The sequence below is a fragment of the Desulfobacteraceae bacterium genome, assembly GCA_022340425.1.
GTDB lineage: Bacteria > Desulfobacterota > Desulfobacteria > Desulfobacterales > JAABRJ01 > JAABRJ01.
This window is the reverse complement of the sequence record JAJDNY010000133.1, coordinates 1-24,691: the sequence shown is the minus strand read 5'-3', so window position 1 is coordinate 24,691 and position 24,691 is coordinate 1. Positions and strand designations below refer to the sequence as shown.

Here is a 24,691-nt window from a genome sequence, read left to right as displayed (position 1 = left end):
GATTCGCTCGGAGTTTCAACACCGGGGGCTATGGCAGGCCCGGTTCGACCGCTCGCCGTCAGAAAAGACCCCATACCCGGCGGGGCCTGTCCAGCCTGGTCAAGCCGGCCGATCGGGCGGCTTCGAAGGCGTGCGCGAAATCGGCACGGGTCGGCATGTCCGCCAGCAACGGGTCCTCGAACGCCCGGCCGCAGGGCCGATATTGGGTCATGATGTTGAGGTACGTGGCAGGGGATATTTCCCCGGCAATAAAGGCCATGACCGCGGGGGTACCGGCCAGGCCGTGGGGCATCACCAGATGCCGCACCAGCACCCCCCGGTAGGCCAGGCCATCGGAATCCATCCGCAGCTCGCCCACCTGGCGATGCATTTCCTTCAACGCCGCGCGTGCAACTGCCGGGTAATCCCTGGCGCGGCAGACGGCGTGCGCCACCTCGGGGTCCCAAAACTTGAAGTCCGGCATATAGATATCGACGACCCCGTCCAACAACTCCAGGGTTTGCACCCGGTCATAGCCGCTGGTGTTGTATATCAGCGGGATCCTGAGGCCCTTGGGAACGGCCGCTGCCACCGCCGCCAGAATTTGGGGAACCACGTGGGACGGGGTGACGAAATTGATATTGTGGCACCCCTCCTGCTGCAGGGCCAGCATCATGGCGGCCAGCTGGGCCACGCTGGCGGGGTCCCCCGCTTGCCCGCGGCTGATATCGAAATTCTGGCAGAAGCTGCACAGCAGGCTGCAGCCACTGAAAAAAATCGTGCCTGACCCGTAGCGCCCTACCAGCGGCGCCTCCTCGCCATAGTGGGGGCCGAAGCTGGCCACAACGGCCACCCGCCCGGTTCTGCAGATCCCGGTCTGCCCAGCCAACCGGTCGACCTTGCAGCGCCGCGGACAGAGGGTGCAGGAGCGCATTTTTTTCCAGGCCGCCCTGACCTTGGCCTTCAGCGCCCCCTGCTTGTAGGTGTTGATGTAAACCGGCTGGCGGGTCGCCATGGCATCACCCTGCGGCCGCGGCCGGCCCGGCTCAGGCCGGACCGGGAATATCGTAGGTGGTGCAGGAGCCGCTGGAGCAGGTACGCGTCTGAACCGAAGGCCGGTCGCCGGTCGCCGAAGCGCCGCCGCCGCCCATGGCGTAATGGGTGGTGCTGAGAACGCGTTCAAAGGCCTCGGAGCCGCAATGAGGGCACTTCATTTCGACGTCTTGTTCCCGGTTCATGACCAGAAGCTCGAATATTTGGCTGCATTCCTGGCACTTGAATTCGTAAAGGGGCATGGGTTTCCTCCGTTTGGCCCTGGAAAAAAAAATATGCCACGGGTTGTAATATCCCGCAGTGGGCTTGTCAAGCGGCCGCCGGTCGCTGCGAGGTCCCGCCTACAGGCGCCCGTGAAGCATCTCGCGGGCGTGCGCCAGGGTTTTGGGGGTGATGGTGGCGCCCCCCAGCATCCGGGCGATTTCCTGCACCCGCGCCTCGGCCGTGAGCGGCGCGATCCGCGTGTGGGTCCGGCCCCCAGCGACGTGTTTGGAAATACGATAGTGGTGGTCGGCAAACCGCGCGATCTGGGGCAGATGGGTGATGCAGATAACCTGGTGGTAGCGCGCCAGGGCGGCCAGCTTTTGCCCCACCATTTCCGCGACTCCGCCACCGATGCCGGCATCGACCTCGTCGAAGATGATCGTGGCGACCGCATCGGACTGCGCCAGGATCGCCTTGAGGGCCAGCACCACGCGGGAGAGTTCGCCGCCCGAGGCAATCGCGGCAAGCGGTTTGAGCTCCTCGCCGACGTTGGGGGCGATCATGAAACAGGCCCGATCGAAACCGGTTTCCCCAACCGCGAAGCCCTCCACCGTCAGGAAAGGGTCGGACTGGGGGTCTGCCGGAAGGGCCTCCAGCAGCACCTCGAAACGGGTCCGGGCCATATTCAGTGATGCCAGCTCGCTTTCCACCTTTTGTCCCAGGCGTCTGGCCGAACTTTCCCTTTTCGCTGAAAGCCTGCGGCAGTGGTCGGCCAGTCGGGCATGCTGGGCCGCGATCTGCCGCTGGACCGCGGCCATTCTGCTATCCAGATCGCCGATCTGGGCCAGTTCCCCTTCGATGGCGGCGCACCGTTCGGCCACCGCCGCCAGGCTGCCGCCGTATTTGCGATTCAAAGCGCGCAACAGGTCCAGGCGCGCCTCAACCGCCTCCAGGCGCCGCTCGTCCATGCTCAGCGCGTCGCGGTAGCGGCGCAGCTCATCGACCATATCCTCCAGCTGGTAGCCGGTTTCCGCCAGCCGCCGGGCGACAGGCACAAGTCCCGTATCGAGGCCGCTGGCTTTTTCCAGGCTTTTCTGAACTTCCGCCAGGCGTTCCACCACGGCCCCTTGGGCGGCGTAAAGGGCATCGATGCTCTCCTGGGCGGTGCGAAAGAGAGTCTCGGCGCTGCGCAGGCGCAGCTGCTCCTGGGCGAGCCGCGCATCTTCGGCGGGCTGGATGTCGGCGTCCAGAATTTCCTTGTGTTGAAATCGCAGCAGTTCCAGGCGCTCCGTCTGGCGGTCTTTTTGGGCGTTCAGGGATTTAAGCTCCTGGATCAGGGGTAAAAGGGCCCGATAGCGCGCCCCAAGCTCCTCCCGCAGGGGCAGATGGCCGCCGAAGCGATCCAGGATCAGCAGATGCTGATCCTCGTTGAGCAGCCCCTGGTGGGCGTGCTGGCCGGATATGCTGGCCAGATTTGCGGTTGCCGCAGCGAGGGCCTGCATCGTCGACAGGCGGTCGTTGAGGTAGACCCGGTGGCGCTCGTTGCGCGAGATCAGCCGTCGGACCACCAAGGCGTCCCCCTCGGCGCAGTCCGCCGCCGCCATCATCGCGGCCAGTGCAGCGCCCGAGGGAATCCGGAAAAGGGCTTGCAATTCGGCGCATTCGGCGCCGGTGCGAATCAGCTTGCCGCTGGCACGGCTGCCCAAAAGCAGGTTGACCGCACTGATGATGATGGATTTCCCGGCGCCGGTTTCGCCGCTGAGCACCGTCAGGCCGTCCTGAAAGGTGATCTGCAAATCGTCGATGATGGCGAAGTTCCGAATGCAGAGCGCTTCAAGCATACACGTGCTCACCCGCAAGGGCTGGTGGAATGTGGTTTGGGAACGCTGCCCACGGTGGGCGCAGGGTATCGCCGGTCGATTTGGACGGGAGGATTCTATCACACAGCCGGGGGGGATTGTAAAGTCGCCTTCAAATAGCGCAAGCCGCGTCCGCAGCGGGATCGTCCTTCATTAATCCGGGGGTTTATGCTATTTGGACAGCGGCTGCGACCCCATGGCGGCCGCGGCGGCCTTCAGGCGGTGGCGAAGAAAATAACGCCATAGATTGTAAAGATGAACCACCAGGATGGCCGCCACCAGGCGCGGCACCCACAGCCAGAAAGGGCTCAAGCCCAGCGGCAGAAAAAGAGCGGGATCCTCGATCATGGAGTGATTGACTCCGATGGAAAGCTGCAGGCGCGAGAGCTCCTCGGGCGAGAATTGGCCCTCCCGGGCCTCCTCCACAATCACCGCCGCCCCATAGGAAAGCCCGAAAATCGCCGCCGTCAGCCACAGCAGCCCGACCCTGCGGTCCACCCCCATCACCGTCAACAGGGGCCCCATGAGCTTCACCAGGTACTGAATCAGGTGGAAGCGTTTCATGGCCTCCAGCAGGATCATGAGCGGCATGATGATCAGGAAAATTTTAACCGTCAGCCACGCGGTTTCACGGCACCAGGCGGCGATCATCTCCATGAAGGAAGCCGAGGCAGTCACGACTTGGGCCTGGGGCCCGATCACAACCGCATCCCCGCCGACCAAACGGGACACGAGGACCACCGTCAGGCAGGAGACCACCAGCCGGAAGGCGGTGGCCTTGAGGGGGTGGAGACCGGATTTCCCCTGGATGATGGCCTCCTGAACGATGTTGTGGGAGATCAGAAGGAAAATCGCGATCAGGGTCATCTGGGCCGCGGTGAAAGGCAGGACCGTAATGGCGGCGATGCCCCCGTAAATTCCGGTCAGCAGTCCGGCCACCAGCGGCAGGGCGGCCATGGCGGGAAGGCCCAGTACCCCCATCAGGGGTTTCAGCACAAAGTCCAGCTGGTGAAGTACGCCGCTGTAAACCAGCAAGGCGGTGCCGAATGAAATCGGGACCAGGATCTTCAGCATCCAGAGAAAGCCATGCCATCCCTTGCGGCTGCCGGCGGCGACAGCCGCTGCCAAAGGAGAGAAAATGTTGTCGGGAGTCATTTTTTTGATGGGGCTCTTTTCAGTACTTTGGGCGGTTGCATGAGGGCGCGCAGGATTTCGGTTGTGATTCCGGTCTTCGAAGAGGCCTATACCATAAATCCCACCATCGATCATCTGATTAAACTGCCCTTTTCAGGGCGGTTGGAGATCATTGTGGTGGACGCCGGGTCCTTTCCGGAGACCCTCGCCGCCATCCACCGCACGGATGTCATCAAAATGGTCGCCCCCAGGGGCCGGGGCCCCCAGATGAACCGCGGCGCGGCGATGGCGGCCGGTGAGATCCTGCTTTTTCTGCACGCCGATACCCGCCTGCCGCCTGATGGCCTCGCGTCGGTGGCCGCCGCCCTCCGGCAGCCCAGCATCGTCGGCGGGGCCTTTCGTCTCGCCATCGCCTCGCCCCACTTACTTTTCCGATTGATCGAGACCACCGCCAACCTACGCACCCGGCTGACGCGCATTCCCTACGGAGACCAGGCGCTCTTTTTCGACCGCCGCTTTTTTGAACGCATCGGCGGTTTTTCAGAGATCCCGATCATGGAGGACGTGGAACTGATGCGCCGGGTGAAGCGGGGCGGCCACCGCATCCGGATCCTGCCCGGCCGGGTTTCGACCTCGGCGCGCCGCTGGCGCCGGGAGGGAATTGTGCGCTGCACCCTGCGCAACTGGATGCTGGTCACCCGCTTCCTCCTGGGCGACCCGCCCGACCGGCTGGTGCGCCATTACCGTTAGGCGGAACCGTCAAAAATGGCTGTCGAGGCAATCCGGGATCAGCGTGCTGAGCTTGCGATGAAGGACGGCAAAGGAAAAATGGCGCGTCGCGATGGCGTAGTTCTGGCGCACCATTTTCTCCCGCAGAACCGGGTCTTCCAGGATCCGCAGGGATTCAGCGACGGCGGCCTCGGTCACATAGCCGTCGATTTCCACCACCGCGAACCCCTTTGGTTTGATGTCCCGGGCATAGATGGAGTAGGTGTTGACCACGATCGGTTTCGAAAAATAAACCGCCTCAAGAAAGGCGTTGCCGAAGCCCTCGTAATTGGAGGGATAGGTCACGAGATCCGCATGCGGGTATATGTCGTCGAGGGTGTAGATCTTGCGGCCGTCGGCGGTTTGACCGCGATACTCGTTGATGATTTCAGACACAAAAACGGTGTCGACCCCCAGCATTTTTGAATATTCCCGCACGCGCAGCTCGTATTCATGCCCTTCGTCGCCAGAGGCATGCGAGATTACCAGCTTGGCCTTGCGGCCCAGGCGGTGCACCAACTCGATGGCGTGTTCGATGCCCTTGCGTTTCACCACCCGGGTGGGCTGCAGGATGAAGAGTTCATCGTCCCGGACGCCCAGGGCCTGCCGAACGTCGCTGGCGTAGCTGTCGGGCGGCCGCGGAGGGGTGGCGAAATCCATCACATTGGGGATAATGGTCCCCGAGATGCCGGTCCGCAGGCTCAGCTGGTTGTCCGCCGACGAGTTGATCACCACGTGGCGGATCGTCGGCAGATGGGGGGGAAAGGCCATATTGAGGTATTCCCAGGCGGCCGTTGTCTTGAAATGCTGGCGTTCCCAAAAGAAATCGTGGTGGTGGGCGATGGTGGGCATGCCCGTTTCGGAGATGAATTCGGTCAGGGCGATGCCGAGAGGTAGATTAAGGGGGATGGTGAGGGCGTTTTCCACCACGATGAAGTCAATTTTAAAGCGATCCACGAAGCGGTAGATGCTGTCCTTCAAACGCCCTTTGACCGCGTGGATTTTGCGGGTGATGCTGCGCCCCCGGACGTTGACCCCGAAACAGCCGCGGTAGGTGTCGCGAATCAGGGGATGCTTGAAATGGGCCTCGGCCACCAGGCAGGAGCGATCGGGCGCATAGGCCAGCTCACCGGCTAAATAAAAGCAGGTGGCGCCCTCCTGCTCCATGATGCGCGCCCACTTGGCGGCCTCCAGGGAAACCCCGTCGGTTCCCGCCAGGCGGGTGGCGATGAAACCGACGTGCTTGAGCTGACAGGATGTCACGCAGTAATCCATTTTTCACCCCGCTGGCGGAACGTTGCAGAGTCCAGCCGCCTCAGCCCTGACGGCGATCGTCCCCCACGGCCGGCACCGCAGGCGCCGGCCTCCTTTTTGGGGTTTTGGGGGCCTCACCCGATTTCGCGGTGGCGAAAGCAGTCCACGGTGTGGTCGTTTACCATCCCCACCGCCTGCATGAACGCGTAGCAGATGGTGGGCCCGACAAACTTGAACCCCCGGGTTTTCAAATCGCGGCTGACGGCCGCCGAAAGGGGCGTTCGGGCGGGAACCTCGGCCGGCACGCGCCAAGTGTTTTTTATCGGTCGGCCGCCGGAAAAGCTCCAGATATAGGCGTCAAAACTTCCGAAGCGGGCCTGGACCGCCTGAAAGGCACGGGCATTGTCGCGCGCGGCCAGAATTTTCAACCGGTTGCGGATCAGCCCGGCATCGGCCATAAGGGCCGAAACTTTTTCAGGGCCGTAAGCGGCCACTTTGACCGGATCGAAGCCGTCGAAAGCGCGGCGGTAGTTTTCGCGCTTGCCCAGGATGGTTCGCCAACTGAGGCCGGCCTGGGCGCCTTCCAGGATCAGAAATTCAAAGAGCCGGGTGTCGTCGTGCAGCGCAACGCCCCACTCGGTGTCATGGTAGGCGATCATCAGCGGGTCGTCGCCTGCCCAATGGCAGCGGCGTTTCACTTCAAAGCGCCTCCTGGTGGCGGCAATCGCATTGAGGGCAGGGGAGCGGGATCACGACCGGGCATTTCAGGGCGACCACAGCCAGCGGCACGCGGTCAAAAGGGGCCGGCTAAGCGGAAACCTCGCCGGCACCGGCGGTCTGGGCGAGGGTGTCCGGCTCCGGTTTCAGGGGGCGCAGGATTTTGACGATCTTCGGCCGATAGGCGTTTTGGGCCGCCATCCGGTTGCCCTTAAACTTGACGAAAGCAATCGACAGGAAGAAAAACAGAAAGCCCAGAAGGGCCGAGAGGGCCGAGACGTCCCACTTCAAAAGCGGTGCGGTGCGCTGGCCGATAACCGCACCCAGTAGCATGCAGATAATCGGAAACAGATAGAGCAGAAAGGTCGCTTTCAGTAAGGAGGAGGTTTCAATCCGCAGCAGGATCCGGTCCCCCTCCTGGGCGCCGGCCGGATTCAGGGCTTCGACCTCCATCTCGTTTCCCATGGCGTTGCAGGAATTCCGGGAAGCACAGCCCTTGCAGGCGCTTTTCTTGTTGGTCTTAACACGGGCGGTGGTCGCCGATTCCACCTTGATGACGAATCCTTCTTCAGTCGCCAAAACTGGTCCTCGGTAGTACGGTGAGCGTAACAATCAGCTTGCAATCAGGCCGGGTATGAAAGCCTGCCGGCGATTGGCCGCCGCCCCCGTCATGCCCTACGGGGTGGCGGCCGGCCGCCAAAACCTTAATGGGCTGCCACAGCCCCTTGCGAAACCGGTTTTTCCGTCTGGACGGCCTGCTCACCGCAGCCGTGGTAGCATATCAGGCCGCACTGCAGACAACGGCCGGCTTCGGCCATGGCCTGGGCCTTGTCGTAGCCCTTTTCAAGTTCCGCACCTTCAGGCGCCAACGGCATTACCTTGCGGCTGGCGGTCGGTACGTTTTGCACCGTGTCGACGTTCTGGATATAGGCGTCCGGCGTGATCACGTTTTCGGGCAGCCCCGGCTCGATGCCATACATCAGCTGGTGAATGCCGGCCGCGCCGCGCCGTCCGGCGCCGATGGCCTTGATGGCGGCACTGAAATCCGAGGGTGGGTCGCCGGCGGCTAGCAGCCCCTCAGTTGACCCGGAAACCGGGGGTTTGTGGGCCTCGATCGCCTCCCAGCTGCCGGCAGCGGCCTCCTGGCCGTCCTCCGACCGGGGCGCTGCGAAGATAAACTGGGGAAACCGCCCGGCCGCCAGCAGCAGGGTCTTGGCTGCGATGCGGGACTTCTTGCGAGAATCGAGGCTCAGCAGTTCCAGGGCCTGGAGCTGATCGCCTTTGCCCATCAAACGGGTGACGCCGGTGGCGAAAAGGACCTCGACACCTTCCAGCGCTTCTTGGTCGGCGTCGCCCAGGGGGCTGTTTTCCCGGGTTTCGCGGATCAGAAGGCTCACCTTGCCGGCACCGGCCTTTTGACAGATACGGGCGGCCTCCAGCCCGGCCGGCCCGCCGCCGACGATCACCACATCCCCTTTTTTGGCCAGCTGGTCCTGAAAGGCCGTTTCGGCTTCCAGAAAATCGATCAGCAGATGGGTGCCGGGAGCCGGCCTTTCGACGGCGGCCCCGGTCTGGCGGGTCAGCCGGCTGTCCCACCCGCCGGCGGCCAGAAACACCGCTTCATAACCATCCTGAAGAAGGGACGCCACGCTGAAATCCTTGCCCAAAGTTTTGCCGGTTTCGGCGGCCACGCCCATCTCCAGGACCCCTTGGATGTCCCAGTCGAGCACGTCCTGGGGCAGGCGATTGCGGGCAATGGCGGTGCGCAGCAATCCGCCGAGGGTGGCGGTCGCCTCGAAAACAGTGGTCTCGTGGCCCAGCCGGGCGGCAAAGAAGGCGGCCGACAGGCCTTCCACGCCGCCTCCGACCACCGCGATTTTACGCCCCGTGGCCGGAGCCTTGTAAGGCTGAACGCGGGTGCCGGTTTCCCGTTCGTAGTCCGCCACAAAACGCTTCAGAAAGTTGATCGCCACGGGTTCATCCACCAGCCCACGCCGACACTCCTGTTCGCAGGGGCGCGGGCAGATGCGGCCGATAACGGTGGGGAAGGGATTGCGCTCCTTGATCACCTGAACCGACCGGTGGTAATCGCCCAAGGTGATCTGCCGGATATATTCACAGATGTCGATGCCTGCGGGGCAGGCCCGCTGACAGGGGGTTGTGCACTCGTCGGTGGTGTATTCGCGCATGATGCGGCGGGTGACCGACGAAAGGGTGATGATATGCTTGGGGCAGACCCGCTCACAGGTGCCGCAGCCCGTGCAGCGGGCTTCATCCACCACCGGCAACCCATCGGGCCCCATGGTGATGGCATTGAAGGGGCAGGCCTTGGCGCAGCTGCCCAGCCCGAGGCAGCCGACGGTGCAGACCTTCATCCCGCCGCTGAGCAGGGCCGCCGCCCGACAGTCGCTCAGACCATCGTAGAGGTATTTGGTGTCGGCATCCTGAACCCCGTAAGTGCAGCCGGGCCGCGCGATGTCCGGCTCCTTGGCTTCAATGGAGACCCCCAGGATGGCGGCGATCGCCTCGGCTACCTCGGGGCCTGCCGCAACGCAGGAGTTGGGGGCTGCCCGGCCGGCCACAATGGCCTCGGCGTTGGCGCTGCAGCCCGGCAGGCCGCAGCCGCCGCAGTTGGCGCCCGGGAGAGTGCTTTCCACCGCCAGAATTTTGGGATCCACATAGACGTAAAAGATTTTGGAAGCAGCGGCCAGACCCACACCCACCAGAAGACCAAGCCCACCCATCATAAACAAGGCTGACAGCATAATGCATTCTCCCCTTTGCAGCATGGCCGGCGTCCGCCCGCGCAGGTCCCTCGGGGCCTCGGGGCGAGCCCGCCCGCCCAAGCGACGGTCTGCGCGGCGGCCGATGCGGCCGCCAAGGATTGACAGTTCCCTTAAAAATCCAAATTCCGCCTTTGCCGAATTCGCCCTGCGTGAGAACGCTTAGCAAAAATGCGGCTGTTTTTCAATTGCAGACTTGCGGGCCGGTCGATTTTGCGCATCTCGGCAAGCCGTGGGTCACCAGGAGCCGTCCAGCCCCCGCAGTCCGTTCATGTAAAGCCGCCCGCAGGAGACGAACAGCGTGTGGCGTGTGAGCAGCAGCGGCAGGTGGAATTCGCGCGCAAGGGCGATCAGGCTGTCGTCCGGTTTTTTGCCGCGGACGAAAACGACGGCGCCCACACCGGCGATTTTGGCGGTCCGGATAACCTGATCCGAATTCAATCCGGTCAGCAATACGGCACCCTTGGCAACCGCCGCGAGAACATCATCCATCAGATCGGCGCCCCCGCCGCCCACAACCACGTCGTCCAGATGATCTTCACCGGCCAGCACTTCCGCCTTCAGTATTTCTTTGATTTCAGATATTTTCATGGCACTCCGACGGCACCTTCCCCATGGGGGCGAAACGGCACGGTGATTCCGCCGTTGGGGGGATCCGCGGCGACTCCGGCCCAAAGCTGCCCCAGGACCGGATCGCTTTCCCAAGATTCGGATATTCATTGCAAAATCGTGAGATTGCAATCTTTCACAAACCCGGTTAAAAGTCAATCGTCGGCGCTTGGCTGCACCCGGGGCCTGGGGATCTCCCCGGGCAGGCCGCAGGCGGCGGGTTGACGGCCGGCCTGCCTTAAACTATGATGCCCCCCGGTTTTCCAAACGCGCCACACCAACCGCCCAGGAGGCCGCCGCGTGCCGATAGCCACGGGTAAACCGCTTGCAACCTATCAGCGTCACGTTCAGCAAGCCGCCAAGTTCATCGCTGCGCGCCTAAACGCCCCGCCCCGGCTGGGGCTGATGACGGGGACCGGCCTCGGCGGGGTGATCGGCGACCTGGCGGTCAGCGCGACGCTGCCTTACCGTCAGATCCCACATTTTCCGTCCACCACCGTTCAGGGCCACCATGGCCGCCTGCTGTGCGGCACCATGGCCGGAACCCCCACCCTCGCCCTTCAGGGCCGCTTTCACCTCTACGAGGGCCACAGCCCGCTGGCGGTGGCCTTTCCCGTGCGCGTGCTCCAGGCGCTGGGGGTGGACACCCTGATCGTGTCCAACGCCGCCGGGGGCCTGAACCCCGCTTTTCATCCGGGCGACCTGATGCTGATCGCCGATCACATCAATCTGACCGGCGAAAACCCCCTGGTGGGACCCAATATCGACCGCTGGGGGCTGCGATTTCCGGACATGAGCCGGGTGTACGATCCGGCGCTGGCCGCAGCCGCGCGCAGGGTGGCGAAAGCGGCGGGCATTCCCCTGACCCAAGGCGTCTACGTCGGCCTCAAGGGGCCTTCGCTGGAAACCCCGGCTGAAATCCGATTCCTCAGGACCATCGGCGCCGATGCCGTCGGCATGTCCACCGTCCAGGAGACCATCGCCGCGGTTCACGGAGGCATGCGGGTGCTCGGGGTTTCCACCATCACCAACTTAAACGACCCGGACCGCCCGGCCCCGGCCAGCTTCGAGGCGATTGTGGCGGTGGCCGAAAAGGCAGCGCCGCAATTGGGCCGCATCATTTCAGGGATCGCGGCCGAACTCTCCGGCGCCTGAGGCCGGGGCAGGTCGCCCTCCGGCCCAAGCGCCGCCAAGAAAGATGAAACGGTAATAAGTCAAAAACCAGACAGTTTCGTAAAAAAGCCAATTTCAAGGCGTGCAAATCTCAGCGGCGTGAGGCGTACTTATGTACGCCGCAGCGACTTCGAGATGCAGCGCAACGCGGAAATTGGATTTTTTTCGGAGCTGTCAAGAAAGGGATCCGCATGCCGCCTGGCGTCGATATTCTGGTCACCCACGGCACCGTTTTGACCATGGACGGCGCCGGCACCCGGATCGATGACGGGGCGGTGGCGGTTGCCGGCGATCGCATCCTGGCGGTCGCGCCGGCCGAACGCCTGGCCGCGATTCCGGCCAAAAAAATCATCGATGCCCACGGCGGCATCATCATGCCCGGGCTGATCAACACCCACACCCACGCCGCCATGACCTGCTTCCGGGGGCTGGCCGACGACCTGCCCCTGATGACCTGGCTAAACGACCACATCTTCCCGGCCGAATCCCGCCTGACCGAAGAGATCGTCCACCAGGGGGCCCTGCTGGGCTGCGCCGAAATGATCCTTTCGGGGACCACCTGCTTCTGCGACATGTACCTGTTCGCGGATGCCGTGGCCCGCGCCGCCCACGCAGCCGGCCTGCGGGCCGTGGTGGGCGAGGTCCTCTTCGACTTTCCCTCGCCCAATTACGGCCGTGCGGAAAACGGGTTGGCCTATACCCGGCGCATGGCCGCCCGCTGGGCCGGCGATCCCCTGATCGGGGTGGCCGTGGAACCCCACTCGCCCTACCTGTGCGCCCCCGAGCTGCTCTGCCAGTCAGCCGATCTGGCGCGCGAACTCCAGCTGCCCCTGGTCACCCACCTTGCGGAGACCGCCGGCGAGGTAGCCCGGATCAGGTCGCGCCACGGCCGCACGCCGGTGGGCCATCTGGCCCAGCTCGGCATCCTGGAGCCCCGCCTGCTGGCCTGCCACTGCGTCCAGCTGACCCCCGAGGACATCGCGCTCCTGCAGACGGCGGATGTCAAGATCGCCCACAACCCGGAAAGCAACATGAAGCTCGCCTCGGGGATCGCCCCGGTCCCGGCACTCCTGGCTGCCGGCCTGTGCGTCGCCCTGGGCACCGACGGGTGCGCCAGCAACAACGATCTGGACCTCTTTCTGGAAATGGACACGGCCGCCAAACTCCACAAGGTGGCCACCCTGGACCCCACCGCCCTGCCGGCCGAGCAGGTGCTGAAAATGGCCACCATCAACGGCGCCCGCGCCCTGGGCCTGGAGACGATCACCGGGTCGTTGGAGCCCGGCAAACGGGCCGATCTGATCGTCATCGACTGCCGCAAGCCCCACCTGACCCCGCTCTACAACCCCGCCTCGCACCTGGTCTACGCCGCCCGCGGCGGCGACGTGGACACGGTGATCATCAACGGGCGGCTGGTCATGGAAAACCGCGGACTCCGGAGCCTGGATCTCGAACGGGTCACCGCAGAGGTCCGGGCGATCGCAGCCCGGCTCGGGGCCGGATCCATGGCGAACTGAAAGCCGCCCCATGACCTACGACACCCTGGTTCACAACGGCATCGTGCTCACCGTCAACCCGGCCTTTGACATCTTTTCCCCGGGGTATGTGGGGATCCGCAGCGGCCGGGTCGCCGCCCTGGGACCGGTCGACCCGGACGGCGCACGACCGCGGGCCGAAACGTGCATCGACGCCCGCGGCGGCATCATCATGCCGGGACTGGTCAACACCCACACCCATCTGCCGATGACCCTTTTCCGCGGCCTGGCCGACGACCTGCCCCTGGAGACATGGCTGCACGACCATATCTTCCCGGCGGAGGGCCGGCATATCACCCCTGCTACGGTGGGCTGGGGCGCCCGCCTGGCATGCGCCGAAATGCTCCTGTCGGGCACGACCACCTGCTGCGACGGCTATTTCCTGGAGGACCAGGTGGCCGCGGCCGTGGCGGACGCGGGGATGCGGGCGGTGCTGGGCCAGGGGGTGATCGATTTCCCGGCCCCGGGCGTTCCCGACCCCGGGGACAATATCACCGCGGCCCGCGATTTCCTGGTGCGCTGGCGCTCGCGGACGCCGCTGATCACCCCGGCGGTCTTCTGTCATTCGCCCTACACCTGCAGCCCCGAGACGCTGCGCGCGGCCAAGGCGCTGGCCGCCGAACACGGCGCGCTCTTCCAGATCCACGCCGCCGAAACCCGCCAGGAGTGCGACGCAAGCCGCGCCAACCACGGCCTCTCGCCCATCGCCTTCCTGGACCGCTTGGGCCTTCTGAGCCAGGGGACCCTCCTGGTGCACTGCGTCTGGGCCGACGGCCGCGACATCGCGCGCATCGCCGCCGGCGGGGCCGCAATCTCCCACAACCCGCAAAGCAACATGAAGCTCGCCAGCGGGATTGCGCCGGTCACCGACTTCCTGGCGGCCGGGATCAGCGTGGGCCTGGGCACCGACGGCTGCGCCAGCAACAACGACCTCGACCTGCTGCACGAGATGGACACCGCGGCCAAGCTCCACAAGGTTAAAAGCGGCGACCCGACGGCCTGCCCGGCCCGGACCGTGGTCGAGATGGCCACCATCCGCGGCGCCGAGGCCATCGGCCTCGGCACGGTCACCGGCTCGCTTGAAATCGACAAGGCCGCCGACATCATCGTCTTGGCCGCCGATGCGCCCCACCTGGTGCCCCTCTACCACCCGGCCTCGCACCTGGTCTACGCCGCCCGCGGCGACGACGTCCGGGAAGTCCTCGTGGCCGGGCGGCGCCTGGTGGCCGATGGCCGGCTGCAAAGCCTCGATCTGGCCGAAATCCGCCGCCAGGTGACGGCCATCGCCCGCAAGATCCGCCCTTCCAACGGCAGCTGAGGACCCGTCGATGACACTTGCCCACATCATCCGCTCGGCCCGGGGGGAACAACCCGCCGAACTGGTCTTTGAAAACGCCCGCATCCTCGATGTCTTTTCCGGTCAAATCGTCAACGGCGACCTGGCCGTGAGCGCCGGCACGATCCTGGGGATCGGGCCCTACACGGGCCGCCGCCGCATCGACCTGGGGGGCCGCTACCTGGCCCCGGGCTTCATCGACCCCCACGTGCACATCGAAAGCGCCATGACGGTGGTGGCCGAATTTGCCCGGGCGGTGGTGCCCTGCGGCACCACCACGGTGTGCGCCGATCCCCACGAGATCGCCAACGTCTTGGGCGCGGAGGGCATCGACACCATGCTGCGGGCGTCCACCGGCCAGCCCCTGAACGTTTTTTTCACCCTCCCGTCCTGCGTACCGGCGACACCGATGGAGACCGCCGGGGCCGCCCTGGGCGCCCGCGAGCTGACCCCTTATTTTGAAGACGAGCGGGTCGTGGCCCTGGGGGAAATGATGAACTTCCCCGGCGTGCTGCACGCCGACCCGGAGGTCTTGCGCAAAATCGAAATCGCCCGGAGCCACCGCAAACCGGCCGACGGCCACGCGCCCGGCCTGGCCGGGCTGGACCTCAACGCCTATGCCGCGGCGGGCATCGCCAGCGACCATGAGTGCGCCACGGCGGCCGAGGCGCGCGCCAAACTCGCCGCCGGGATGCACATCATGATCCGCGAGGGCAGCGCCGCCCGCAATCTGGCCGCGCTGCTGCCGGTGGTGGACCGCCACAGCGCCCACCGCATGATGTGGTGCACGGACGACCGCCACCCCCACGACCTGCTGGACGAGGGCCACATCGACAGCATCGTGCGCCAGGCCATCCGCCTGGGGCTCGACCCCATGACCGCCATCCAGATGGCGACCCTCAACCCGGCGGAGTACTTCGGCCTGAAAACTTTAGGGGCCATCGCGCCCGGCCGACAGGCCGACCTGGTGGTCTTCTCCGATCTGGGCTGCCCGCGAATCGAGGCGGTCTATGTCCGCGGCGTGGAGGTCGCCCGCGACGGCCGGATGACCGTGGCCCGCCCGGCGCCGGCCGCCGCGGTTTTCCCCACCCGCATGGACGTTCCCCTGGAGCGGGTGGACCTGCGGGTCCCGCTTGAGGGCGAGCGGATGCGGGTGATCGTGATCGTGCCCGACCAGATCGTCACCCGGCAGGAGATCCTGGAGGTCACCGCCCGGGACGGGGCCGCGGTTGCCGACCCCGGGCGCGACCTGCTCAAGATCGCGGTGGTCGAGCGCTATACGGGAAGCGCCCGCACCGGCATCGGCTTTGTCCGCGGCCTGGGGCTCAAACGGGGGGCCCTGGCCGCCAGCGTGGCCCACGATGCCCACAACCTGATCGTTGTCGGTGCCGATGACGGCGCCATGCGGACCGCACTGGCGGCCCTGGTGGCGACCGGCGGGGGGCTGGTCGCCGTCGGCCGGCGCGGGGTCCGGGCGCAATTGCCTCTGCCGGTGGCCGGCCTGATGTCGCCGGAGCCGGTGGAGAGGGTCAAAGCCGCCCTGGACGGGCTGCTGCGGGCGGCATGGGACCTCGGCACACCCCTTAGGGACCCCTTTATGACCCTGTCCTTTCTGGCCCTGGCGGTGATCCCCGAGCTGAAGATCACCGACCGGGGGCTGATCGACGTCAACCGGTTTGCGCCGGTTCCCCTTTTCGTAACCTGAACCCACAAGGACGCCCCCATGACCACCGAGCACTCCAAACTGCGCCCGATCTGGCGCGATGACCTCACCGACAAGGTCAGAATCATCGATCAGCGCCTGCTGCCCCACCAGCTGGCCCTGGTCGAACTGGAGACCGTCGCCGATGCCGCGGAGGCCATCCGCGAAATGTCCGTGCGCGGCGCCCCGCTGATCGGGGTCACCGCCGCATATGGGCTTTTCCTGGCCGCCCGGGCCGGCAATGGCCCAGGAGCGGATGACGACAGTCTCCGGCAAGCCGCGCAGCTCCTCAAAGAGGCCCGCCCGACGGCCGTCAACCTCGCCTGGGCGGTGGCGCGCGTTCTCGGGGCCACACTCTCCGTTTCGCCTGCCGCGCGCCTGGCCGCCGCCCGGCAGGCGGCCGACGTCATCTGGCAAGAGGAGTTGGAGAACTGCCGCCGCATCGGGGAAGCCGGGCTGCCCCTGATCCGCGCCATTCAGACCTTGGGGGGCGGCCAAACCGTCAACATCCTGACCCATTGCAATGCCGGCTGGCTGGCATGCGTGGATTACGGCACCGCCACCGCCCCGATCTACCTGGCCGCGGAGGCCGGGATCGACGTCCACGTGTGGGTGGATGAAACCCGGCCGCTCAACCAGGGGTCGCGCCTGACCGCCTGGGAGCTGGGCCAGCGGGGGGTCCGCCACACCATCGTCACCGACAACGCCGGTGGCCACCTGATGCAGCACGGCATGGTGGACATGGTGATCGTGGGCACCGACCGCACCACCTGCACCGGCGACGTCGCCAACAAGATCGGCACCTACCTCAAGGCCCTGGCGGCGCGGGACAACGGGATACCGTTCTACGTGGCGCTGCCCTCCAGCACCTTCGACTGGCAGCTGCGCGACGGGGTCGACGAGATTCCCATCGAGGAGCGCCCCGCCGATGAGGTGCGCTACGTCCAGGGGCTGGCGGGCGACCGCCTGGAGCGGGTGCTGGTGCCGCCGGCGGCCAGCCCGGCGGCCAACTACGCCTTCGATGTCACCCCGGCACGCCTGGTAACCGGCTTTATCACCGAGCGCGGGGTCTGCAAGGCGACGGAGGCCGATATCCGCCGCCTCTTTCCCGAAAAGGGCCCACCGAAGTGAATCCTCCTTGACTTTTCGACCCCGAGATTCTTAAATCGCCCCATGCTGACCGAACTGGACAAAAAGATCATCTCATCCATCCAGGGGGACCTGCCGATCACCGCCCGGCCCTACCGGGACATCGCCCGCAGCCTGGAGATCTCCGAGGAAGCGCTCCTGGAGCGCCTTGAAAGCCTTTGCCGGATGGGGGTCATCCGCCGCTTCGGCGCCACCCTGCGCCACCAGAAGTCCGGATTCGAAGCCAACGCCATGGTGGCCTGGCAGGTGGACGAGGAGCAGATCGATGCGGTCGGCGACCAAATGGCGGGCTTCGGCGAGGTCTCCCACTGCTACCGCCGCAACCCCACCCCCCAGTGGCCCTACAATCTCTACACCATGATCCATGCCAGGGACGAGGCCGCCTGCCGCAATGCCGCGCGCCGGATGTCGGCCGCAGCCGGCGTGGCGGAGTACACCCTGCTTTTCAGCCGCCGCGAACTGAAAAAAACCTCCATGGCCTATTTTCCCGCGCTGGACGAAGACGATTGACGCCTCCGCCAAAGCCCCCTTGACCCCCGCAGCGCCACGCATTCTGCTGGTCAACCCCTGGATCCACGATTTCGCAGCCTTCGATTTCTGGGCCAAACCCATGGGGCTCTTGACCCTGGCGGCGATTTTGCGCCTGCACGGCTGCCGCGTGTCCTACCTCGACTGCCTGGACCGCTTCCACCCCTGCGCCCCCCCCGCCGACCCGCTGGCCCGCAACGGCCGGGGGGCCTACCCCAAAACCCGGCTCGGCAACCCGCCGGGCCTGGAGGACATCCCGCGCCAGTATTCGCGCTACGGCATCCGGCCGGCGTGGCTGCGGCAGGACCTGGCGGCCCTGCCGCCCCCGGACCTGATTCTGGTCTCGGGCACCATGACCTACTGGTACCCCGGCGTGGTGGAAACCATCGCCGCCCTGAAAACCGCCTTTCCAAAGGTCACCGTCATTCTGGGCGGGATCTACGCGACCCTCTGCCCGCAGCACGCCGCGCGGGTCTGCGGCGCCGACCGGCTGCTGACCGGCCCCGGCGAGGGCCGGGTGCTGGACCTGGTGGCCGAATTCACCGGTTTCACCCCCGAGCGCCGGTTCGACCCCGACCAGCTGGACTCCTACCCTTACCCGGCCTTCGACCTTCAGCGCCAGGTGCCGTATGTCTGTCTGCTCACCTCCCGGGGCTGCCCCTTCGACTGCGCTTACTGCGCCGCGCGCTACCTGCAGGGCGCCTGCCGCAAGCGCCGCCCGGCGGCGGTGGTGGCCGAGATCCGCCACTGGCACGATGCATTCGGGGTGCGCGAATTCGTGTTTTACGACGACGCTCTGCTGACCAACAGCTCCGCCCATTTCAGACCGATCATGGAAGGGGTGATCCGGGCCGGCTTGGCGGTTCGTTTTCACACCCCCAACGCGGTCCACATCCGGGAAATCGACGACCCGACCGCCGAACTGATGATGCAGGCGGGTTTTGAAACCCTGCGCCTGGGGCTGGAGACCACCGCCTTTGACGCGCGCGCCGCCCTGGACCACAAGGTGACGGCCCACGAGTTCCAGCGGGGGATCGGGTGCCTGAAACGGGCGGGATTCGACGCCCGCCAGATCGGGGCCTACCTCCTGGCCGGGCTGCCCGGACAGCCGCTGGCCGCCGTGGCGCGATCCATCGAAACGGTCAAGGCCGCCGGCATCACGCCGGTGCTGGCCTACTACAGCCCCATTCCCCACACCGCCATGTGGCCGGCGGCGGTGGCTTCCTCGCGCTATGACCTGGCCGCCGACCCGATCTTCACCAACAACGCCATCCTCCCCTGCCAGAAAGCGCCCTTCAGCTGGGAGCGGTTGTCCTATCTGAAACGCCTGGCCGCGACCTGACCGGCGGCCCACAAACCAGGGGGGTCGACGTTCGGGGCGCTGGCGCGAGCAAAAAGAAGCCCGCCTCGCCGAAGAACGGAAAGACGGGCCTTGGCAGCATCCTGCCCCGCAAAAGGTGGGACTAGCGCTTGAGCAGCGCCAGGGTTTTTTGGACGATATTCTCGGCGCTGAAGCCGAATTTTTGCAGCACGGTGGCCCCCGGCGCCGAAGCCCCGAAAGAGGTCATCCCGATCACCGCGCCGCCGCAGCCGGCATAGCGCTCCCAGCCCATGGGAACGCCGGCCTCGACCGCCACCCGCGCCGCCACCGCCGGGGGCAGGACGCTTTCCCGGTAAGCCGCGTCCTGCCGCTCGAAGAGCTCCCAGCTGGGCAGGTTCACCACGCGCGCGGCCACCCCCACTTCAGCGAGCTTCTTTTGGGCCTCAAGGGTGATGTGCACCTCGGCGCCGGTGGCGATCAGGATCACATCTGGCGCTTGCCCGCCGTCCACCAGCACGTACCCCCCGCGGGAGAGCCCGGCCGGCGGCGGGTAGACCCCGCGGTCCAACACCGGCAGCTTCTGGCGGCTCAGGATCAGGGCCACCGGCCCCTCGGCGGCCAGCGCCTGCTGCCAGGCGGCGGCGGTCTCGTTGGCATCCGCCGGCCGGATGATCGTCAGCCCCGGGATGACCCGCAGGCTGGCCAGGTGCTCCACCGGCTGGTGGGTGGGACCGTCTTCGCCCACGGCGATGCTGTCGTGGGTGAAGACGTAGATCACCGGCAGCTGCATCAGCGCCGCCAGGCGGATGGCGGGGCGCATGTAGTCGGCAAAGACCAGAAAAGTGCCCCCGTAAGGGCGGATCCCGCCGTGGAGGGCCATCCCGGAGAGCACCGCGGCCATGGCGTGTTCGCGCACACCGAAGCGGATGTTGCGGCCGTGGTAGGCGGTTTTCTGAAAATCGGGGGCCCCGCTGATGATCGTCTTGTTGGAGGGCGCCAGGTCCGCCGACCCCCCCATCAGGCAGGGAATCTTGGCCGCCAGCGCGTTTAGCACCGTCCCCGAGGCCGATCGGGTGGCCACCGGGCCGTCGGCCGGGTCAAAAACCGGCAGAACCGCCGGCCAGCCATCGGGCAGCACACCGCTCCAGGCCGCCTCCAGTTCACGGGCCAGGTCGGGGTGTGCGCTGCGGTAGGCATCCATGCGCCGCCGCCATTCGGCCTCGGCCGCCGCCCCCTGGGCCACGCTCTCGCGCATGATCGCCAGGGTCGTTTCGGGAACGCAGAAATGGGCGTCTTCAGGGCAGCCCAGGTTTTTCTTGGTCAAGCAGACCTCGGCCTCTCCCAGGGGCGCGCCGTGGGCATCCGCCGAGCCCTGCTTGTTGGGGCTGCCGTAAGCGATCTCGGTGTGGATGCTGATCAGCGAGGGCCTGGCCTCCTCCGCCTTTCCCGCCGTGATGGCGGCCGTGATGGCGTCGAGGTCGTTGCCGTCGGCCACCTCCTGGACATGCCAGCCCATGGCCGCGAAGCGCCGGGGAACGTCCTCGGTGAAGGTCAGATCGGTGCTGCCCTCGATGGAGATCCTGTTGTTGTCATACAGGCAGATCAGGCGGCCGAGGCCCAGATGTCCGGCCAGCGAGGCCGCCTCGGCTGACAGTCCCTCCATCAGGTCGCCGTCGCCGCACATCACGTAGGTGTGGTGGTCCACCACGGCATGCCCGGGGCGGTTGAAGCGCGCGGCCAGATGGCGCTCGGCCATGGCCATGCCGACGGCATTGGCGATCCCCTGGCCCAGTGGGCCGGTGGTGGTTTCCACACCGGGGGTGTGGCGGTATTCGGGGTGCCCGGGCGTCTTGGCGCCCCACTGGCGGAAGTTCATCAGGTCTTCCAAAGTCAACTCGTAGCCCGTGAGATACAGCAAGCTGTATAGCAGCATGGAGGCGTGCCCGCCGGAGAGAACGAAGCGGTCGCGGTTGGCCCAGGCCGGATTGCGGGGGTTGTGGACCAGGAAACGGTGCCAGAGAACGAACCCCGCCGTGGCCAGCCCCATGGGGGCTCCGGGGTGGCCGGAGTTGGCCTTTTGGACGGCGTCCATTGCAAGGCCGCGGATGGTGTTGATGCATATATCCTCAAGGGTGCACGGGTGCGACGATGGGTCTGCGCTCATTTGGGGGCCTCCTGCAAGGGTCGAAAAATAGGGGGGATCAGCCGGTTGGAGGCCTCTGTACACTGCTTTGGGGGCCGTTGCAACCATTTTGGGCGCTGCCGATGGTGGGACACCAGGGCGCGTCCAAGCCCGCGCACCCCCTGGCGGTCCGCGGGCGCCGGAGATTCTCGCCGGGGTTACAGGGCGCGCAGGTATTCGGGCTTGAGGGCGACCTCGCCGGAGAGCGCCCGGTCGATCAGCTGCAGGGTGGCCTCTTTGTCCCGGGGCAGACGGGCCTTGATGGGCAGGTAGTTGGACGCATGGTTGGCGTGGAAGAGCCCGCGGGAGAGGGTGGTGTGGGCGATCATGGTGCCCAGTTCCCGGAGCATCTCCGCCGGGGAGAGCAGCGGGAAGCTCCCTGCGGTGAAATCGGCGTGCAGCGGGGTGCCGGGGATCAGCATCAGGCTCAGCGCGCCCACATATTCGGGATCGATGGCGCTCAAGACCCGCCCGGTCTCCCGGGCGTGTTCCATGGACCGCTCGCGCCCGGCGATACCCAGCAGCACCGTGATCGAGAGCTTGATTCCGGCCGCGCGGATCTTGCGCCCCATCTGGATCATGGTTGCGGCGGTGACCCCCTTGCGGATCCTCTTGAGGGTCGCATCGTCCCCGGTTTCAAGGCCCATGTAGGCGATGCCCAGCCCCAGCTCGCGCAGTTCGGCGAGCGCTTCTGGTGTTTTGAGCCCGATACTCTTGGCATTCGCGTAAACCCCCACCCGGGTGACCCACGGCAACTGCCGCCGAATTTCCTCCAGGATGCGGACAAGCCTTTGCTGGGGAACGATCAGGGCGTCGCCGTCGCAGAGAAACACCCGCCGCTGGCGCCGGCAGTGGGCTGCTGCGAAGGCGATGTCCTCCAGAATGACTGCGTCCGGTTTGATCCGGAAACGCTCGCCCTTGTATGCCCCGCAGAAGGTGCACTTGTTGTGCGAGCAGCCGACGGTGACCTGCAGCAGGATGCTGTTGGCCTCGCTGGGGGGCCGGATGATATGGCCTTCGTAGTGCATCAGCCCATCTCCACGGCGACCTCGCGGCTATCGCGGGCCAAAACGGCGTCCTGCAGAAAAGCCCAGACGGCCTCGCCGGAGGCTGTGGGCCGCTGTTTGCCCAGCGCCACCTGGTGGTAGTGGTCCAGCGCTTCGCGGTCATCGGGCGGGATTTTACGATCCAGGAGCTGCAGGTGGTTTTCGGCCGCATCGAACAGGATCAGGGGGCCGTAAGCCGGCCGGCCCTCTTCGGTTGTCGCCGCAGCGCTCCAGACCTCGCAGTGGCCGACCTGAAGCGCCTTGGGGGGCGGCTGCAGCCCCAGAATGGCTGCAAAAAGCATCAGGTTTTGGGAAACCGTTTCGGTATCGCCCAGCTCCAGGGCGGTCCGGCCCTCGGCCGCCAGCGCCTCAATATCGGCCGCCTTGAAACGCAAATCCAGCTGCTTCAGGCACCGGCGGCGGATGGTGGCGGCCGAGCGCTCCTTTTTGCTGACGAGCACGTCCGCGTCGTTGAGAATTTTGATGACGTTGCGGATATTGAGCATTTCCTTGACGGTCGGGCTCTTGCGCAGGGCGACGTCTTCGGCCTCGGTTTGATAGATCGGAAGATCGTTGTCCAACACCAGGACCTGATTATCGCCGGAGACGGTCTTGATGAAATAGAGCTCCAGGTCCCGCTCCCGCCGCGATGCAAAACCGCCGATCGCCAACAGCCGGCGCATGGTGGCCGTGTCGGTGCGCCGCTGGCTGTCCGGCGGCCCGATGGAACGCAGCACCTCGTGGTAGAGCTGGTCAATTTCGATCTTTTGAAGAAGATTGTCCTTGAAAGACATGCCGCCTCCGCGCGTCGTGGGTATCCACGGGGTCGCGGACGGGACTGCCGCCCGCGCTGCAACTGAATATGGCAAAAAATAACACAGCGCCCCCGAGGTGTAAACCGCCGGCACCGCGAAAGCCCCGGGATCAGGACTCCGCCGGCAGCGAACCGGTGCCCTGCCGCAGGCAACCGGCGGCGAAGACCAGGCCGCCGCTCAGGGCTGTCAGGGCGCTCACCGCGAAGAGCGCGTGCGCCCCGAGGCTTTCATAAAAAAATCCGTTGGCGAAAAACCCGACCATCATCCCCAGGCCGTAGGTCACGGCGTTGTTGAGGGCCTGCCCGAGGGTCTTGGCATTCTCCGGCATCAGACGGTCGATGTAGAGAATGCTGGCCATGTGGAAGGCGCCGTAGGTCACGGCGTGCAGGACCTGGGCCGTCAGGATCAGCGCCGCCGAATCCGACGCGGCCAGCATCAGCCAGCGCAGGACGGTCACGGCAAAGGAGAAGAGCAGGACCCTTTTCAGGGAAAAGCGTTTGAACAGCACGTCGGAGCGGATCATCACCAGGATCTCGGCGCTGGCCGCCAGCGCCCAGGCGGCGCCGATAAACGCCGCGCCAAAGCCCAGGTCGGCCAGATGAATGGAAAAAAAACCGTAGTAGGTGCCGTGGCTGACCAGCATCAGAAATGCGCTGGCAAGGAAAACCAGCACCTCCATACGCGCCACCACGCCGGGGCGCATGCTGGGGGTCAGCCGCTTCTGCCGGCCCCCGGCCGGCATCGGCAGGGCCGCCAGGGCCTGCAGCAGCGCACCGGCCAAAACCAGGTAGAGGATGATGCGGATTGTGAAAAGGTCGACGATCTTTCCCAGCACCAGCACCGTCAGAATGAAGCTGATGGAGCCCCAGGCGCGGATCTTGCCGTAGGCCTGCTTGCGGGCGCCGAGAACTTCCATGGTGAAGGCTTCCAGAAAGGAGATCACCGGGGCAAAAAAGATTCCGTGCCCCGCACTGATGGCCAGCATGAGGTGAAAATCGGTGGTGAAGAGATACAGCCCCCAGAGGGCCGCAGCGGCAAACTGGCAGAAAATGAAAATCGGCCGGCGGCAGTCATAGCGGTCCGCCAGAATGCCCCAGACCAGCGGAAAGATCACCCAAACCACCGACCGCAGGGCCGATAGGGTCCCGATCTGCATGCCGCTGAAGCCGATGCGATGGCAGTAGAGATTGAAAAAGGGCAGGTAAATGCCCAGCACCCCGAAGTAGAGGAAATACTGGGAGCGGATCACCCACCGCAAATGGTTGGCCTGAACCGGTGTCGTCATAAAAGTAGCGCCCCCCCGGTGGGCTGGCACCGCCCGGACGATGGTCACCCCGACGCCCGGCGCGATGCCTTAACTCATCGGAACATAACAGGAAAAAAGTTTTCCGAAAACCCCCGGTGGCCGACCGGACAACGGGCCTTGGGTCGGCCGCGTCCCCGGGGTTGCGAATGGCTGCCGGCGGGCAGGGGGATCTGATCCCGGCCGAGGGATTTGATGGCCGCAGCCTCGCGGCTTCTTTAGCTTTACAATACCATGGTAT

Annotated in this window: 21 protein-coding genes; 8 read left to right on the top strand and 13 right to left on the bottom strand. The window is 65.6% G+C overall.

Annotated features, from left to right (window positions below):
- Window positions 1-58 precede the first annotated feature (58 nt).
- From LJE63_11225 to LJE63_11210, 4 genes are all read right to left on the bottom strand, one after another.
- Window positions 59-994 (bottom strand): radical SAM protein, encoded by a 936-nt coding sequence (locus LJE63_11225; GenBank protein ID MCG6907177.1) that lies wholly within the window; start codon window positions 992-994, stop codon window positions 59-61.
- A gap of 31 nt (window positions 995-1,025) precedes the next feature.
- Window positions 1,026-1,274: a zinc ribbon domain-containing protein gene (locus tag LJE63_11220; GenBank protein ID MCG6907176.1), complete on the bottom strand. Its 249-nt coding sequence runs from the start codon at window positions 1,272-1,274 to the stop codon at window positions 1,026-1,028.
- Between the two features lie 99 nt (window positions 1,275-1,373).
- A complete protein-coding gene (gene recN, locus LJE63_11215; GenBank protein ID MCG6907175.1) occupies window positions 1,374-3,077 on the bottom strand; it encodes a DNA repair protein RecN in 1,704 nt (567 codons plus the stop codon).
- 189 nt (window positions 3,078-3,266) lie between these two features.
- Entirely contained in the window at window positions 3,267-4,250 is a 984-nt protein-coding gene (locus LJE63_11210; protein ID MCG6907174.1) for an iron transporter, read from the bottom strand.
- A gap of 39 nt (window positions 4,251-4,289) precedes the next feature.
- Between LJE63_11210 and LJE63_11205 the strand changes: the two genes are divergently transcribed.
- Complete coding sequence (locus LJE63_11205) at window positions 4,290-4,979, top strand: TIGR04283 family arsenosugar biosynthesis glycosyltransferase (protein MCG6907173.1); 690 nt, start codon at window positions 4,290-4,292, stop codon at window positions 4,977-4,979.
- A 9-nt stretch (window positions 4,980-4,988) separates the two neighbouring features.
- Here LJE63_11205 and LJE63_11200 read toward each other — a convergent pair whose 3' ends face one another.
- The 5 genes from LJE63_11200 to LJE63_11180 form a co-directional block, all read right to left on the bottom strand.
- On the bottom strand, window positions 4,989-6,260 hold the full coding sequence (locus tag LJE63_11200) for a glycosyltransferase family 4 protein (protein ID MCG6907172.1): 1,272 nt from the start codon (window positions 6,258-6,260) through the stop codon (window positions 4,989-4,991).
- 125 nt (window positions 6,261-6,385) lie between these two features.
- The gene (locus tag LJE63_11195) at window positions 6,386-6,949 is read right to left on the bottom strand and encodes a DNA-3-methyladenine glycosylase I (GenBank protein MCG6907171.1); all 564 of its coding nucleotides are present in this window, start codon (window positions 6,947-6,949) and stop codon (window positions 6,386-6,388) included.
- A 109-nt stretch (window positions 6,950-7,058) separates the two neighbouring features.
- Entirely contained in the window at window positions 7,059-7,547 is a 489-nt protein-coding gene (locus LJE63_11190) for a SoxR reducing system RseC family protein (GenBank protein MCG6907170.1), read from the bottom strand.
- A gap of 125 nt (window positions 7,548-7,672) precedes the next feature.
- The gene (locus tag LJE63_11185; protein MCG6907169.1) at window positions 7,673-9,733 is read right to left on the bottom strand and encodes an FAD-dependent oxidoreductase; all 2,061 of its coding nucleotides are present in this window, start codon (window positions 9,731-9,733) and stop codon (window positions 7,673-7,675) included.
- A gap of 255 nt (window positions 9,734-9,988) precedes the next feature.
- Window positions 9,989-10,342: a hypothetical protein gene (locus LJE63_11180; GenBank protein ID MCG6907168.1), complete on the bottom strand. Its 354-nt coding sequence runs from the start codon at window positions 10,340-10,342 to the stop codon at window positions 9,989-9,991.
- A 318-nt stretch (window positions 10,343-10,660) separates the two neighbouring features.
- Between LJE63_11180 and LJE63_11175 the strand changes: the two genes are divergently transcribed.
- From LJE63_11175 to LJE63_11145, 7 genes are all read left to right on the top strand, one after another.
- Window positions 10,661-11,515 carry a purine-nucleoside phosphorylase gene (locus tag LJE63_11175; protein ID MCG6907167.1) on the top strand — a complete coding sequence of 285 codons (855 nt, stop codon included), beginning with the start codon at window positions 10,661-10,663 and terminating at the stop codon, window positions 11,513-11,515.
- Window positions 11,516-11,724: 209 nt separating this feature from the next.
- Window positions 11,725-13,050 carry an amidohydrolase gene (locus LJE63_11170; GenBank protein ID MCG6907166.1) on the top strand — a complete coding sequence of 442 codons (1,326 nt, stop codon included), beginning with the start codon at window positions 11,725-11,727 and terminating at the stop codon, window positions 13,048-13,050.
- Window positions 13,051-13,060: 10 nt separating this feature from the next.
- A complete protein-coding gene (locus tag LJE63_11165; protein ID MCG6907165.1) occupies window positions 13,061-14,386 on the top strand; it encodes an amidohydrolase in 1,326 nt (441 codons plus the stop codon).
- A gap of 10 nt (window positions 14,387-14,396) precedes the next feature.
- A complete protein-coding gene (ade, locus tag LJE63_11160) occupies window positions 14,397-16,109 on the top strand; it encodes an adenine deaminase (GenBank protein ID MCG6907164.1) in 1,713 nt (570 codons plus the stop codon).
- A gap of 18 nt (window positions 16,110-16,127) precedes the next feature.
- Window positions 16,128-17,237 carry an S-methyl-5-thioribose-1-phosphate isomerase gene (gene mtnA, locus LJE63_11155; protein ID MCG6907163.1) on the top strand — a complete coding sequence of 370 codons (1,110 nt, stop codon included), beginning with the start codon at window positions 16,128-16,130 and terminating at the stop codon, window positions 17,235-17,237.
- A gap of 42 nt (window positions 17,238-17,279) precedes the next feature.
- Window positions 17,280-17,765 carry an AsnC family transcriptional regulator gene (locus tag LJE63_11150; protein MCG6907162.1) on the top strand — a complete coding sequence of 162 codons (486 nt, stop codon included), beginning with the start codon at window positions 17,280-17,282 and terminating at the stop codon, window positions 17,763-17,765.
- A gap of 19 nt (window positions 17,766-17,784) precedes the next feature.
- Entirely contained in the window at window positions 17,785-19,125 is a 1,341-nt protein-coding gene (locus LJE63_11145) for a cobalamin-dependent protein (GenBank protein MCG6907161.1), read from the top strand.
- A gap of 121 nt (window positions 19,126-19,246) precedes the next feature.
- Here the strand turns inward: LJE63_11145 and tkt are convergent, their stop codons facing one another.
- The 4 genes from tkt to LJE63_11125 all read right to left on the bottom strand — a co-directional run bounded on the left by tkt (window position 19,247) and on the right by LJE63_11125 (window position 24,432).
- Window positions 19,247-21,268, bottom strand: a complete 2,022-nt coding sequence (gene tkt / locus LJE63_11140; protein ID MCG6907160.1) for a transketolase — start codon at window positions 21,266-21,268, stop codon at window positions 19,247-19,249.
- A 176-nt stretch (window positions 21,269-21,444) separates the two neighbouring features.
- Entirely contained in the window at window positions 21,445-22,314 is an 870-nt protein-coding gene (locus tag LJE63_11135; protein ID MCG6907159.1) for a radical SAM protein, read from the bottom strand.
- On the bottom strand, window positions 22,314-23,126 hold the full coding sequence (locus tag LJE63_11130; protein ID MCG6907158.1) for a hypothetical protein: 813 nt from the start codon (window positions 23,124-23,126) through the stop codon (window positions 22,314-22,316). The genes LJE63_11135 and LJE63_11130 overlap by 1 nt, the downstream gene beginning before the upstream one ends.
- 130 nt (window positions 23,127-23,256) lie before the next feature.
- On the bottom strand, window positions 23,257-24,432 hold the full coding sequence (locus LJE63_11125; protein ID MCG6907157.1) for an MFS transporter: 1,176 nt from the start codon (window positions 24,430-24,432) through the stop codon (window positions 23,257-23,259).
- Window positions 24,433-24,691: the final 259 nt, after the last annotated feature.